Annotated in this window: 13 protein-coding genes; 8 read left to right on the forward strand and 5 right to left on the reverse strand. The window is 47.6% G+C overall.

The window, feature by feature from the left end; genetic code table 11:
- Positions 1-1419 (reverse strand): argininosuccinate lyase, encoded by a 1419-nt coding sequence (argH, locus tag FD977_RS03145; protein WP_215306255.1) that lies wholly within the window; start codon positions 1417-1419, stop codon positions 1-3.
- A 43-nt stretch (positions 1420-1462) separates the two neighbouring features.
- Between argH and hemC the strand changes: the two genes are divergently transcribed.
- Positions 1463-2443, forward strand: a complete 981-nt coding sequence (gene hemC, locus FD977_RS03150) for a hydroxymethylbilane synthase (protein ID WP_215306256.1) — start codon at positions 1463-1465, stop codon at positions 2441-2443.
- A gap of 36 nt (positions 2444-2479) precedes the next feature.
- Positions 2480-3289, forward strand: a complete 810-nt coding sequence (locus FD977_RS03155; protein ID WP_215306257.1) for a uroporphyrinogen-III synthase — start codon at positions 2480-2482, stop codon at positions 3287-3289.
- Here the strand turns inward: FD977_RS03155 and FD977_RS03160 are convergent.
- The 3 genes from FD977_RS03160 to FD977_RS03170 all read right to left on the reverse strand — a co-directional run bounded on the left by FD977_RS03160 (position 3286) and on the right by FD977_RS03170 (position 7097).
- On the reverse strand, positions 3286-3858 hold the full coding sequence (locus FD977_RS03160) for a chorismate lyase (RefSeq protein WP_215306259.1): 573 nt from the start codon (positions 3856-3858) through the stop codon (positions 3286-3288). The genes FD977_RS03155 and FD977_RS03160 overlap by 4 nt on opposite strands.
- A gap of 2 nt (positions 3859-3860) precedes the next feature.
- Positions 3861-5441, reverse strand: a complete 1581-nt coding sequence (locus FD977_RS03165) for a DEAD/DEAH box helicase (RefSeq protein ID WP_215306261.1) — start codon at positions 5439-5441, stop codon at positions 3861-3863.
- Between the two features lie 252 nt (positions 5442-5693).
- Positions 5694-7097: a coniferyl aldehyde dehydrogenase gene (locus FD977_RS03170; RefSeq protein ID WP_251369528.1), complete on the reverse strand. Its 1404-nt coding sequence runs from the start codon at positions 7095-7097 to the stop codon at positions 5694-5696.
- Positions 7098-7148: 51 nt separating this feature from the next.
- Here FD977_RS03170 and msrA point away from each other — a divergent pair, with 51 nt between their 5' ends.
- Entirely contained in the window at positions 7149-7721 is a 573-nt protein-coding gene (gene msrA / locus FD977_RS03175) for a peptide-methionine (S)-S-oxide reductase MsrA (RefSeq protein ID WP_215306263.1), read from the forward strand.
- 3 nt (positions 7722-7724) lie between these two features.
- Here the strand turns inward: msrA and pdxH are convergent, their stop codons facing one another.
- On the reverse strand, positions 7725-8360 hold the full coding sequence (gene pdxH / locus FD977_RS03180; RefSeq protein ID WP_215306264.1) for a pyridoxamine 5'-phosphate oxidase: 636 nt from the start codon (positions 8358-8360) through the stop codon (positions 7725-7727).
- Positions 8361-8382: 22 nt separating this feature from the next.
- Between pdxH and FD977_RS03185 the strand changes: the two genes are divergently transcribed.
- The 5 genes from FD977_RS03185 to pepN all read left to right on the forward strand — a co-directional run bounded on the left by FD977_RS03185 (position 8383) and on the right by pepN (position 15189).
- On the forward strand, positions 8383-9132 hold the full coding sequence (locus FD977_RS03185; RefSeq protein ID WP_215306266.1) for a ThiF family adenylyltransferase: 750 nt from the start codon (positions 8383-8385) through the stop codon (positions 9130-9132).
- A gap of 305 nt (positions 9133-9437) precedes the next feature.
- The gene (locus FD977_RS03190) at positions 9438-10763 is read left to right on the forward strand and encodes an amino acid permease (protein WP_305849427.1); all 1326 of its coding nucleotides are present in this window, start codon (positions 9438-9440) and stop codon (positions 10761-10763) included.
- A gap of 10 nt (positions 10764-10773) precedes the next feature.
- Entirely contained in the window at positions 10774-11892 is a 1119-nt protein-coding gene (gene ald / locus FD977_RS03195; protein ID WP_215306270.1) for an alanine dehydrogenase, read from the forward strand.
- A 74-nt stretch (positions 11893-11966) separates the two neighbouring features.
- On the forward strand, positions 11967-12542 hold the full coding sequence (locus FD977_RS03200) for a TMEM165/GDT1 family protein (RefSeq protein ID WP_215306272.1): 576 nt from the start codon (positions 11967-11969) through the stop codon (positions 12540-12542).
- 34 nt (positions 12543-12576) lie between these two features.
- A complete protein-coding gene (gene pepN, locus FD977_RS03205) occupies positions 12577-15189 on the forward strand; it encodes an aminopeptidase N (RefSeq protein ID WP_215306274.1) in 2613 nt (870 codons plus the stop codon).
- Positions 15190-15194 lie beyond the last annotated feature (5 nt).

The raw sequence follows: 15194 nt of genomic DNA on the forward strand, positions 1-15194 counted from the left end.
TTAGAGATCTGCACGACCCCGTTTAATTGCGGCAAGTACCTGTGCTGGAGCAGTACCGCCAGCATGCTGACGAGAATTCACGGAGCCATCCACAGTCAGTAGAGTAAAGACATCATCACCTATAAGCTCCGGGCGGCTATCTAAGCCACAAGCAAAACGCAATTCAGAGAGTGACAAATCAGTAAGCATGCAGTTACGGCCTACACAGGCCTTCACTGCATGAGCGACTGCTTCGTGAGCATCACGAAAAGCCAAACCTTTTTTAACTAAGTAATCAGCCAAGTCAGTGGCGGTTGCGAATCCCTCTTCAGCAGCAGCCTTCATCACATCGGCTTTCACCTGAATATGGGGAACCATATCAGCGAAGATGCGTAAGGTATCTTGTACCGTATCCACCGCATCAAACAAAGGCTCTTTATCTTCTTGGTTATCCTTGTTGTATGCCAATGGCTGGCTCTTCATTAAGGTTAATAAAGAAATCAAATCACCGTAGACGCGACCAGTTTTGCCACGTGCTAATTCTGGTACGTCCGGATTCTTTTTCTGCGGCATGATCGAACTACCGGTGCAGAAGCGATCTGGCAAATCAATAAAGCCAAAGCGGGGGCTCAGCCACAGCACTAGTTCTTCAGACAGGCGTGACACGTGCATCATTAAGATGGATGCGAAGGCACAGAACTCAATTGCAAAGTCGCGATCCGATACTGCATCAAGAGAGTTATTGCAGATACCATCAAAACCTAAAATCTTGGCAACTTGCTCGCGATCAATGGGATAAGTGGTTCCAGCCAAAGCAGCTGCACCGAGCGGTAAACGATTAAAGCGGGCGCGCAGATCAGCCAAGCGGCTCGCATCGCGACTAAACATTTCGTAATAGGCCATTAAGTGATGACCAAAAGTAATTGGCTGGGCTACTTGTAAATGCGTATGGCCAGGCATGATCGTGGCAGCATGAGTCTCAGCAAGATTGAGCAAGGCAAGACGGAGGGTTTTGAGGGTGGCTGCGATTTCATCAACGCTGCCACGCAACCACAGGCGCAAATCAGTCGCCACCTGGTCATTACGCGAACGACCGGTATGAAGACGCTTTCCAGCATCGCCAACCAATTCGGTCAGGCGAGCCTCGATATTCAGATGCACATCTTCCAGTGCGAGTTGCCAGTTAAATTCACCAGCTTCGATTTCGGCTTTGATCTGAGCCATACCCTTTTGAATATCCGCCAAATCTTGGGCGCCGATAATCTTTTGAGTAGCTAACATTTCAGCGTGAGCTAAAGATCCGGCAATATCCACCAATGCAAATCGTTGATCAAAACCAATAGAGGCGGTATAACGTTGAACTAGTTCGTCAACAGGTTCGTTAAACCGGGCCGACCAGGCTTGGGCTTTGTTGGAAAGGGAATTTTTTGATGAGCTCATAAACGCAGTATATTGATGTAAATCTTTAATCATTTTAAATGCTATGTCCCAAACCCCTATTTCTAGCCCTACAACCTCCAACCCTGGCACCCCTGATCGCCTAGTAATCGCCTCCCGTGAGAGTCGCCTCGCTATGTGGCAGGCGGAACACCTCCGGGATTGCCTTAAAAAGCTCTATCCGGCATGCGATGTACAGATCCTAGGTATGACCACCAGAGGTGACCAGATACTGGATAAAGCCCTCTCTAAAGTGGGTGGTAAGGGCTTATTTGTAAAAGAACTCGAAACCGCCCTAGAAGATGGTCGGGCAGATTTGGCGGTGCATTCTCTAAAAGACGTTCCTATGGTCATGCCAGAGGGCTTTGATTTGTCCTGTGTGATGGTGCGGGAAGATGCTCATGATGCATTTGTCTCTAATGAATATGCCAGCCTAGAGGATTTACCAAAAGGTGCGGTAGTGGGCACTTCTAGTTTGCGACGAGAGTCCGTTCTGAGATCCAGATTTCCGCATTTGGTGATCCAGCCTTTGCGTGGCAATTTAGATACCCGCATGGCTAAGCTCGATCGCGGCGAGTACCAAGCAATTATTTTGGCTGCTGCAGGTCTTAAGCGATTGGGTTTAGGAAGTCGTATCCGGGCTTTACTACCCATTGATCCCTATACGCCAGCTGCTGGTCAAGGTGCTCTTGGTATCGAAACCCTGATTAAGTATCCCAAAATTAAAGAGTGGCTTGCGCCGCTCAATGATTTGCCAACCTTATATGCAGTAACCGCTGAGCGCATGGTGTCGCGTCAGTTAGGCGGTTCTTGTGAGGTACCTTTAGCTGCATATGCTACTTGGGATAAAGATCATATGAATATCCGCTCCTTTGTTGCTAGCGTAGATGGCACTGCAAGTTGCCTAGCTAGCGCTCAAGGTGCCGTAAAGAGTCTAGATGATGCAGAAGCTTTAGGTCTATCAGTAGCGCGAGATCTGATTGCTCAAGGTGCTGAGCGTTTATTGCCTAATGGCCTGCCTAAATAAGAATTTATAAGTAAGAGTCCATTAGACAAGCTGCGGATGAGTAATAAGACCATTGTCATTACGCGCCCCAGTGGACAGGCGCGTCAGTTGTCAGAGGCGCTTCAGGTGAGCTTGCGTAATAGCGGCTTTACTCCCGAATCTATCCCCAAAATCATTTCTTTACCCTTGCTGACTATCGCCCCAAAGGGTGATGATCTTTTGGTGGAGCAGATTACTGCAGCGCTACAGACTGCAGACTTAGCTATCTTTGTTAGTCCAAATGCCATTGAATGCACGATGCGTTTATTGGAGTGTTCCTGGCAAGAGTTGTCAAACAAGCCTGTACCCATAGGAGTTATGGGTGGTAGTAGCATGGCAGCCCTCAAAAATCATGGCATTGGTCTTGAAAGTAACCCCGCGAAAGTCATTCTTCCTCAGAATAATACGCAGTGGGATTCGGAGGGCTTGTGGACTGAATTACAGAATCTGCACTGGCATTGGCCCACTAAAAAAGTCATCATCTTTAAAGGTGAGGGCGGGCGCGATTGGCTGGCCGACACTTTAAAAAACGCTGGTGCGCAAGTTGAAGCATTTTCAGTCTATGCCCGCGTTCCTTTGGATATGAACAGCTCGGCCTGGAGTGAAATTTATGAGATGGAGTTTGCTAAATCACTTTGGCTTCTGACTTCATCGGAGGCTGTAAGGTATTTGGGTCAAGCAAAATTACCACTTGATCTCGCTTCAGCCATTTGCCCGCATCACAATATTGCCGATGTGGCTAAGCAAATCGGTTTTGGTGAGGTATTGACTTGTGAGCCTGGAGATGAGGCTTTGATTGCCGCATCGCAAGCTTGGCTCTCTATTTAATTAGCAGGATAGTTGAGAAGAGCTGGCAGAAAAACTTCACTCACCAAGAGTGGGCGTCCTTTCAGTTGATATAGCGTACGTCTTGCCCAGCTGACCTGTGGCAAGCCTGTATATTGCTGAAAACATTTTTTCCATAGAGCGCTTTGCTTATCAAGGCGAGCAATCTCTCGGGGTGGTTTCTTGTGGGAGCGCATGCGTGTTTTGGCAAACAGCACTGCACCTAATGGTTTCTTACCTAAGCGCAGAACCTCATGATTGCTGCCGCTCGAGCTAGTACTGGGGATGATGCTATGTGCCATCACCAGGGGAATGCCATTAGCACAAAGTAGTACTTCTCTGATACGACAACGCTTGATCCTGAAACGAAAATAGCGACTCTCGTCGCTATTCAGGTTTTGACGGCAATCACGCAAAACTACTACTTCTAGTTTTTGCCCGATTGCACGTTCAATTTTTTGGGTTAAAGAACCGGTATCGCTAAGCCAAGGCTGCCACTGGCGTGGCGCTTGATGCAATTCACCGGAATCGACTCGATTCCATGAAGAACGGAGGCGACGACGGTGAACCATTTTTAGTTACCGCTAAAGCTTCTGCGTTGACCGCCAGTTTTGGGTTTACCAAAACGTGGACCAGCGGACGGACGTGAGTCACCAGAGCGATTGCCGTTAGCAGGACGTGAGTCGCCAGAGCGCGTAGGGCGTGAATCAGCAAAACGATTAGCGCCAGCAGGGCGTGAATCACCGGATGGGCGTGAGTCACTAGCAGGGCGTGAATCGCTAGAGCGGGATTCAAAATGATTGCCTGAGCGATTACCACCGCCTCCGCCACCGCTACCAGAGCGAGACTCTGAGCGAGCACCAGATCCATAACGACCACCACCGCCACCACCAGAGCGATTACCACCGCCGAAGCCACCACCAGAACGACCGCCACCTGGGCGACCGCCACCACCACCAAAGCTAGGCTTGGCTTGTGGTTCGAGGCCAGCGATGACTGAAGCAACGATGTCTTGCTGTGTAAAGCGTTCGATATTACGAATCTTGGCGCGATCACGATGTTCAACCAAAGTGATAGCAACACCATTGCGACCAGCGCGACCTGTACGACCGATGCGGTGCGTATAGTCTTCTGGTTTCATTGGCAAGCCAAAGTTAATTACGTGGCTAATACGTGGCACATCAATACCACGAGCAGCTACGTCAGTCGCAACCAAAATCTTGGTGTGACCTTTACGCAATGACTCAAGACGACGCATACGTACAGCCTGAGGCATAGCACCGTGTAAGGCACTAGCTTCGTAGCCGTTGGCACGTAGGGTGTCAGCAATTTTTTCACTTTCAATTTGAGTGCTTGCAAACACTACTGCTTGATCCAAGGAGGCATCAGCCAAAATGTGCTCTAGCAATTTATGCTTGTGTGACATGCTGTCAGCCCAGTGTAGCTTCTGCTCAATGTTTGCATGCTTCTCACCAGCATGAGCCAGCTCAATACGCTTAGCGTTACTGGTTAGCTCATTAGCTAAAGACATAATCTTTGGCGCAAAAGTTGCGGAGAACATCAAAGTTTGGGTGCGATTAGCGCAGCGCTTATCAATTGCCTCGAGGTCATCAGCAAATCCCATGTCGAGCATACGATCAGCTTCGTCAATAACCAGTTGCTTCACGTCATCTAAGCGAATTGCTTTGCTGTCGGTCAGATCAAGTAAACGACCAGGAGTTGCAACAACTAACATTGCACCTTTAATCGCTTGGATTTGCTTACCGTAAGGCATGCCACCCATGACGGTTGCAATGCGAATGCCTTTCATGCCGCGAACTAAGTTCACTGCATCAGCGGCAACTTGTTGCGCTAATTCACGAGTAGGGCAGAGCACTAGCACTTTAGGTTGTGCGCGGCCTGGTACAGGTGAGCCGTTTGGATTGTCTTCAATGAGTTGATTAATCAAAGGCAATAAGAAGGCTGCGGTTTTACCGCTACCAGTTTGGCTGCTGACCAACAAGTCACCACCAGCAAGAGCAGCAGGAATAACCTGAGCTTGTACTTCGGTAGCTTGGGTGTAACCCAGCTCAGCAACGTTTTTAAGGAGTGGCGCCGCGAGGGCGAAAGTCTGGAATTCAGTTCCAGCTGGATTGGTTTCTTTAGAAAAAGTCATGCTATTACACATCCCGTTAATGGGATGTCTCCGTGTATACACTCTCTGTTTTTTATTGAGTGTGATGGTCAAAGGCATCGACCATCAGACAGGCGGCAGCGCGTTTTGTAAATTCGGTGTTTATGACTTCTAAACGATACGCTGAAATATAGCTGGGGGGCGATGAATCAAATTGCTTTAAAAAGCCTCCAATTATGGCATTTTAAGAAGCGTATTACAAGGGTTATCCCGAATTAATTACAACTAAGGCCCTCAACGCAGCCAGCGCAATAGGCGCTCAACACCTTTACCGTAGGGTGGTCTTGTCAATTGAGTGCCACGTAAAAAATGAAGACCAAAGAAACCTCGAACCTCTAAGACAGATTTACGATGGCTAAATGCCTCAAAACCGGCTTTGCCGTGATGAGCGCCCATACCGCTTGCGCCGATGCCACCAAATGGCAAATCCTCTACAGCTGCATGTAGAAGGGTGTCATTGATTGTTACTCCGCCAGAGCGAGTTTCATTCAGAATACGCTTCATTACCTCTTTGCTCTTACCAAACCAATATAGAGCTAATGGCATTGGACGATGATTGATGTAGCGAATAGTGGAATCGATATCGCTGATTGTCACAATTGGCAAAATAGGGCCAAATACCTCTTCTTGCATGATGAGTGCATCTTCGGGAACATTGCGGAGAGCTACCGGAGTGAATGGCAACTCAACATTGTCAGTAGAGGCAATGAGTCGGATGACCTGTGCGCCACGATCCACAGCATCTTGAACAAGATGATGCCAACGTGTTAGTTGATGCTCGTCGATGGCGCTAGTGAACTCTGCTGGGTTGGAGAATTGTTTTTGGGCTGCATTCTGCAACTCTTGAACAAACCCTTCGCAATCACTTGCGTGAATCACTACGTAGTCAGGTGCAATACAGGTCTGGCCACCGTTCACTAGCTTGCCGTAAGCAATGCTAGCGGCAGCCTCTTTAAGATTAGCTGAAGGGTCAACAATCGCTGGTGATTTACCACCAAGCTCTAATGTGATTGGAGTGAGATGATCTGCAGCTGCGCGCATGACCTTCTTACCAATATCTCCTGAGCCAGTAAAAAAGAGGTGATCAAATGGCAATGCAGCAAAGGATTCTGCAACTTCAGTACCGCCAACGCTAACGCAAAATTCACTTGGGTGAAAATATTCTTGAATCAAGGTCGCCAAGAATCCAGAGGTGCGTGAACTTCTCTCCGAAGGCTTGAGCCAAACACGGTTACCCGCTGCAAAGGCAGCAATGGCTGGGACAAGTGCTAGCTGCACTGGATAGTTCCAAGGACTCATGATGCCCACGACTCCCATCGACTGCATTTGAGTCCAAGCCTGAGATGAGCCTAAAAATCCTGGTGTTGCTACTAGCTGAGGCTTCATCCACTCTTTGAGGTGCTTGCGGACATGTTTGCAAGCCTGATAAATCATCTGAAACTCAAGTAGACGGCTCTCAATAGGGTGGCGATTGCCGAAATCCGCAGTCAATACTTTGCAGATCTTTTCTTCATTGATGGCAATCATCTGCTCTATTCGGCTAATGCGCCCAAGGCGAACCTCTAAGCTAGGGTTGGGTTCTGAGGCATAGGCTGCCTTGATTTCATCTAATTGGAGTGTGAAGCGATTGATCGACATAGGGTTATATAGAGGCAAGCAAATGATTGAATAAGGTATTAGGATAAAGCCATGAACGAAACTACCTCTAAAAACAACTCATCCCTTGAGCGCGCTACTTTGGGTGGCGGCTGCTTCTGGTGTCTGGAAGCGGTTTACCAGCAAATCTCCGGCGTCAGTGCTGTGGTTTCAGGATATGCGGGAGGGGTGATGCTAAACCCAGACTATGAATCTATTTGCTCTGGCCAAACAGGACATGCTGAAATCGTCGACGTTTACTTTGATCCAACGGTAGTGTCATTCCGTGATTTATTGGAAATCTTCTTTGTGATTCATGATCCAACCACCTTGAATTACCAAGGTAACGACCGCGGTACTCAATACCGTTCAGTGATTTTTACTCACAGTGACACCCAAAATACAACTGCTCATGAAGTAGTGAAAGAGCTAGAGAGTGCCAGAATTTATTCCAATCCGGTGGTGACGCAAATTGATGTGGCGCCTGTTATTTATCCGGCAGAGGAATATCACCAGAATTATTTTCGTCAGCATCCAGGACAGGGCTACTGCATGGCAGTCGTTGCTCCTAAATTAGCGAAATTCAGAGCGAAGTTTCAATCTCTGATTGCGCCAGAGTTTCGCTAGATTTTACGGCGCTAAGCGAGTAATGCGCCATTGAGCATCCTCAAGTTGATAGTGAATACGGTCATGCAAGCGTGAAGGACGGCCTTGCCAGAACTCAATCTCCGTAGGGTGTAGTCGATATCCGCCCCAGTGTTCTGGGCGTGGTGGCTTATCTCCGAAGTCTGCTGCAAAACGCTTTTCAGCTTCCTCCAGAAATTCGCGATTGGGAATCTCGGAGCTTTGTGGTGAAGCCCAGGCACCAATGCGAGATGCTGCTGGTCGAGAGTGAAAGTATTCATCACTCTCGGCAGGGCTAACGCGTTCAACAAGCCCTTTGATGCGAACCTGACGCTCTAGCTCGTGCCAATGAAATAACAAGGCAGCGTGTGGGCGAGCAGCCAGCTCTTTACCTTTTTGGCTTTCATAATTAGTAAAGAAGGTGAAGCCAGTACTATCTGCGCCTTTTAGTAAGACAATACGGGCTGATGGATTGCCGGCTGAATCGGCAGTTGCCAAAGTCATGGAGTTGGGTTCGGGACATTCCGCTTTGACAGCCTGATCAAACCAAACCTGAAATAAGTCTAGTGGATTAGATGAAACCTCAGTCTCTGAAAGCTGGCCGAAGGTATAGTTTTTGCGGAGTTGAGCAATAGAGTCCATTTTTTCAGTATAAAGAGAGTCTATGGCAGAAGACAAGTTAGAAGACAGTTTGGAGGATCGTCGTTTTGGGGGAGTAGCTCGTCTATACGGCTCAGAGCTGCGTGAGCGCTTTCGTCATGCAACAGTGGTGGTGGCTGGATTGGGTGGAGTGGGATCATGGGCCGCTGAAGCATTGGCTCGCACTGCTATCGGACATCTCGTCCTCATCGATTTTGATCACATCGCTGAAAGCAATACCAATCGACAACTGCATGCCTTAGAGGGTCAATATGGCAAGGCAAAAGTACAGGTTATGACTGATCGCATTCGCCAAATTAATCCCAAGATCATGTTGACTACCCATGACGGATTTTTGGAGCCAGAAAATCTAGATATCTTGATTCCGGAAAAGGCAATTGTTTTAGATGCCACGGATTCAGTACAAACCAAAATTGCTTTGGCTGTGTGGGCGAACAAAAATGAGCGCGCTTTAGTCATGTGTGGTGCTGCTGGCGGAAAGTCAGATCCAACTTCTGTGCGCTGCGATGACCTTTCGCGAACTGAGCAAGATGCTTTGCTAGCGAAGGTACGTCAAGGCCTCCGACAAGATCATGGCTTTTCTAGAAATTTAAAAAGAAAAATCGGTATTCGCGCAATCTACTCTCATGAGCCTCGCGCTGGTGCTGCTAGTGGCGGCCTTGCTTGCTCTGGTTATGGTTCTACCGTGATGGTTACGGCAGCTTGTGGTTTAGCCGCTGCTGCTGAAGTTTTAAATCTGATTGCTACTCAGTAAGCCATTCTTTCAAATCCATCTATCAATTCTTAAGGGGAATCCCTGTAGGAAATTACGGATTCTGCTGTCATCCCCAATTTATTAATACCCCATTGCGCCCTCGCTGATGCAGATCGTTCATTTATGGCGCATCACATTTATTCGTTTAAGTACTTTGCGCATTTTCATCCCCTAGTACAGATGCGCAGTCCTCCCTAGACTTTGCTTCGTTGGTGATTTACCAACGACAAATCGAAAGGAGGTCTCTTTTGCAGACTGAACAAACTGGTTTACAGCGCCACCTCAAAGTGCGGCATATTCGCCTCATGGCTTTGGGGTCCACTATTGGCGTTGGATTATTTCTAGGCTCGGCAAGTGCGATTCAAATCGCAGGACCTTCAATCTTATTGGGATATCTTCTAGCTGGCATCGTGGCCTTCATCGTGCTTCGTACCTTGGGTGAGATGGCAGTGCATGAACCAGTCGCAGGTTCATTTGCGGCTTATGCCAATACTTATATAGGACCGCTTGCTGGCTATATGGTCGGGTGGGGCTACTGGACCTACTGGATCGTCGTTGGTATAGCTGAAGTCACTGCGGTTGGTATTTATATGGGAATTTGGTTTCCTGAGACACCGCAGTGGATTTGGGCTTTATCTTCCATTGTGATGATGGGCCTGATCAACCTCATTGCTGTCAAAGTATTTGGTGAGTTTGAGTTTTGGTTTGCTCTCATCAAAGTAGTCGCCATTGTTGCCATGATTGCCTTGGGCTGCTCAGTCATTTTCTTTGGCTTTACTAATGACTGGAATCCGATTGGCCTTGCTAACTTGTGGCAACACGGTGGTTTCTTCCCTAATGGTATTAGTGGAATGCTGCTCTCTTTGCAGATGGTCCTATTTGCGTATGTTGGCATTGAGATGATTGGCCTATCTGCTGGTGAAGCAGAGAATCCACAAAAAACTATTCCGATGGCAATTGATTCATTGGCATGGCGCATCCTCATTTTCTACATGGGCGCAATTTTTGTCATCCTAGCGATCTTCCCTTGGAACGAGGTTGGTCAACAAGGCAGTCCATTCGTGGTGATGTTTGAGCGCATTGGTTTACGTGAAGCTGCTGGAATTATTAACTTCGTAGTGATCACAGCTGCCTTGTCATCTTGCAATGCCGGCATCTTTAGTGGTGGGCGACTCCTATACGCACTCTCAGCCAATGGGTACGCACCTTCGCCATTTGCCAAGTTATCGAAGTATGGCGTTCCCCATCGTGCGGTGATAGCTACTGTAGGGGTTTGTATGACCGGCGTAGTGCTGAACTACTTTGTTCCAGATAAGGCATTCCAATACATCATGGCCGCAGTGACCTTTGTAGGGTTGATGGTGTGGATTGCTATTTTGATCACGCAAATTCAGTTTCGTCGTTCACTAACAAAAGTCCAGGTTGCTGAGTTGGCATATCGCACACCTTGGTGGCCCTATTCCTCGTGGTTCGCATTGGTATTTATTGCCTTGGTAGTGGTGTTGATGGGCTTTCATGAGGATGCGCGGATTGCCTTGGTCTTAGGTCCGTGCTTATTAGGTGTGTATCTCGCCATGTTTTACATCGTTGGCTTGCATCGCAAAACAAAACTCAGTCGTGCATTCAAATAAGGAGACATAAATGATTGTTGGCGTACCTCAAGAAGTAAAAAATAATGAATTTCGTGTTGGCTTGACCCCAGGCAATGTCAGGGGTTTGTGTAAGCAAGGCCATTCTGTCTTGGTGCAACGTGGAGCAGGTGAGCAAATTGGTTTAAGCGATGAGTCTTATCGCTTGGCTGGCGCTACTTTAATCAATAGCGCTGCTGAAGTTTTTGCTAAGGCGGAGATGGTCGTGAAGGTCAAGGAGCCTCAGCCTCAAGAATGTGCCATGTTGCGTGAGGATCAACTTCTCTTTACTTATTTACATCTAGCACCGGATCCACAACAGACCAAAGCATTGCTCGCATCGGGTGCAAGTTGTATTGCCTATGAAACAGTAACTTCATTTAGTGGTGCTTTACCGCTTCTGGCTCCAATGAGTGAAGTTGCAGGGCGGATGTCTATACAAGCGGCTGCAACGCATTTAGAAAAAACAAATGGAGGATTGGGAATATTGATGGCTGGTGTCCCTGGCGTAGCTCCCGCAAAGGTAGTCATATTGGGTGCCGGGGTAGTAGGTCGTAATGCGCTACAGATGGCTGTTGGTATGGGTGCAGATGTGTGTATCTTTGATCGTAATATCGACTGCTTAAGACAGATCGACATGCTGTATGGCAATCGTGTGAGAACCTTTTATGCTGATCCACTTTTGGTAGAGCTCGAGGTTTGTGAAGCAGACGTGGTGATTGGTGCCGTGTTGTTACCTGGTGCCGCAGCACCAAAGCTAGTAACCCGCGAGATGGTGCGAAAAATGAAGACGGGCGCAGTAGTGGTGGATGTGGCAATTGACCAAGGTGGTTGTTTTGAGACATCAAAAGCTACTACACACACTGATCCCACCTTTATCGTAGATGGTGTGCTGCACTACTGCGTTGCGAATATGCCAGGAGCTGTTGCTAGAACCTCCACCTTTGCTTTAACGAATGCCACTTACCCATTCATTGAGGCCTTGGCAAACAGGGGTATGGTAAAGGCGCTGTCTCATGATCATCATCTGAGAAATGGTTTAAGTGTTCATCGGGGTAAGCTCACATCCGAACCAGTTGCTAAAGCACAGAAAGTCGACTTTGTACTAGCAGAAGAGTTATTAGTGGCCTAGTAACTTCAGTGCAGTCCTGGAGGTTGAATGTCTTGGGAGCCTAGACTCCCAAGCTTTCCTCTATCATCTTCAGAATGGACTTATCTGCATTAGCACTTTCTACTGGCGTCGTCGCCTTAGCTGAGATGGGTGATAAAACTCAATTACTTTCTTTGATGTTGGCTGCACGCTACCCAAAGCAGGCGCTTGCCATTATTGGTGGGATATTTATCGCGACAATTGCCAATCATGCTTGTGCCGCTTTAATGGGGCATTGGCTCACCACTTTGATGAGTCCAGATCTTCTCAAGTGGATCTTGGGTTTGAGCTTTTTAGGAATAGGCCTATGGCTCTTGGTGCCCGATCGTATTGATGATGCAGTCGGATCAAAGGTGGCGGATAAGGCCTTTCAGGTGTTCATACTGACGGTTGGGCTCTTTTTCTTAGCTGAGATGGGGGATAAGACCCAAATCGCTACGATTGCCTTGGGCGCTAAATACTCTGATGTCTTTGCGGTAACGGTTGGCACTACTTTAGGGATGATGCTGGCGAATGCCCCTGCAGTTTGGATTGGGCAAAAATTCACTCAACGTATGCCCATTAAGTGGGTGCATGCGGTAGCGGCTGTCACCTTTATCGCTATTGGTGTTGCCACCCTTATTTGGGCTTAGGTTGAATTTCCCCCATGGGGCTTAAAATTGCTCTATGAAAACCGATCTTCCACAGAGCTTTCGCAGGCTCGAATACCGTGTTCCCAGTTATACATTCTCACAGGTTGAGTTAGATATTGCCTTAGATCCGGCCAGGACAATTGTGAAGAGTCGACTAGAGGTCCTACCTGGTCTTGGTCATGAGGCTGGCATGCCTTTGGTATTGCAGGGCTATGAGCTCGAGTTTGTGAGCCTACGCATTAATGGTGTAGCCCATCGTCAATTTGAACTTAGCCCAGAAACGCTGACTGTTCATGCTTTGCCCAATGATGGTAAGCAGGCTTTCATTGTTGAGATTATCTGTGTCTGTATGCCTGAGAAAAATACCTCACTCATGGGTTTATATGTTTCCAATGGAAATTTCTTTACCCAGTGCGAAGCCGAGGGGTTCAGAAAGATTACGTACTTCCTCGATAGACCTGATGTGATGGCGCGTTATCGCGTGACTCTGCGCGCTCGTGAAGCGGAGTGCCCCGTGTTGTTATCCAATGGCAATCTAATTAGTACTGAAAAATTACCGAATGGTTGGCACAGCGCCGTTTGGGAGGATCCGTTTCCAAAACCGTCTTACTTATTTGCTTTAGTTGCGGGCAAGCTGGAATGTATTGAAGAGACGATCACTACTAGCAGTGGCGCAAATAAGTTATTACAAATTTGGGTTGAGCCGCATGATTTGAAAAAGACCCGTCATGCGATGGATTCTTTAATTGCTTCAATTCATTGGGATGAAAAACGCTATGGCCTTGAGTTAGATCTCGAGCGCTTCATGATTGTGGCAGTGGGTGACTTCAATATGGGCGCGATGGAGAATAAGGGCCTGAATGTTTTCAATACTAAGTATGTCCTAGCTCAAGCTGAGACTGCAACCGATGCTGACTTTGCCAATATTGAAAGCGTGGTAGCCCATGAGTACTTCCACAACTGGACCGGTAATCGCGTTACTTGCCGCGATTGGTTTCAGCTTTCATTAAAAGAAGGCTTAACTGTCTTTCGCGATCAAGAATTTTCTGCAGATCAGATGGGAAGTGAGTCTGGTAGGGCGGTAAAGCGAATTGAAGATGTGCGTTTATTGCGCCAACTACAGTTTCCTGAGGATGCGGGCCCTATGGCGCATCCAATCCGCCCAGATGAATATCAAGAGATTAATAACTTCTATACCGTTACGGTCTATGAGAAGGGCGCTGAAGTTGTGCGCATGTATCAAACCCTATTGGGTGTTGAGGGTTTCCGTAAAGGCATGGATCTGTACTTTCAGCGCCATGATGGCCAAGCGGTGACTTGTGATGATTTCTTGGCTGCTATGGCTGATGCCAATGATCGCGATCTTTCTCAGTTTAAGAACTGGTACAGCCAGGCTGGCACTCCTCAGGTCAGGGTAGAGGAATCCTACAACGCAGATAAAAAACAATATCAAGTGACTTTGACGCAAAGCCCTTCAGCAAATACGGCACACAAAGAAAGCAAGCTTTTTCATATTCCATTGAAGATGCGCTTACTAACATCGGAAGATGATCAGCCTGAAGCTTTGCTGGAGTTGACTCAAGGTCAGCAAACTTGGACTTTTGATCAGGTGATGAGTCGCCCAGTGTTATCAATTAATCGGAATTTCTCAGCCCCAATTAATTTAGATTTTGATCAAAGTGAGGCCGACCTACTCACCATGTTCTCGAGTGATGATGACGCCTTCAATCGTTGGGAAGCTGGTCAGAAACTAGCAATGCAAATGATTCTGGGTAATCGTTTGCCTGATAAAGCCCTGATTGAGGCTTATCGCACTTTGTTAACTGATCCGGACTTAGATCCTGCGTTCAAAGAGCTGGCGCTGACTCTACCTGCCGAGACTTATCTGTATGAGCAGTGCGCGAGTGTTGATCCACAACAAATTTATCACGCACGTCGTGCTTTCCGTCATTCCCTAGCTAGTGAGTTGCGCATCGAGTGGGCTGCCCTCTATCAGCAGATGCAAACACCAGGACCATTTAATCCTGATGCAGCAAGTGCTGGTAAACGTGGCTTAAAGAATCTGGCGCTAAGTATGTTGCTCGAAGCAGATCCCCTGGTCTGGGCGCCAATGGCGGTCAATCAATATCAGAATGCAGATAATATGACTGACCGATATGCTGCTTTAGCTGGCTTGGTAATCCATGGATCAAAATCAGCAGCTACTTGTTTAGAGGATTTTTATACCCGGTTTATTGATGATGCTTTAGTGATTGATAAATGGTTTGCATTGCAATCGAGTAGGCCGCCAGTCGCAAATGCTGAATCTACCTTAAATGAAGTCAAACGCTTGCGTGAGCATGAAGCTTTCAAAATGAATAACCCCAACCGAGTTCGTAGTGTCATTCATGCTTTTTGTATGAACAACCCCGCTAGCTTTCATCGGGCGGACGGCAGTGGATATGCATTTTGGGCTGAGTCTGTTCTGGCCTTGAACCCAATCAATCCACAAGTTGCCGCTCGTTTAGCTAGAGGATTAGATCGTTGGCGTCAATTTGCCAAGCCCTACCAAGATCACATGTTGGCAGCCCTAAAGCAGGTTGCGGCTTGCGAAACCCTCTCCCCAGATGTGAAAGAGGTGGTTTCTAAGGCCTTGGGTAATGGATAGATTCA

Origin of the sequence: Polynucleobacter sp. AP-Elch-400A-B2 (assembly GCF_018688355.1) — a bacterium.
Classification (GTDB): domain Bacteria; phylum Pseudomonadota; class Gammaproteobacteria; order Burkholderiales; family Burkholderiaceae; genus Polynucleobacter.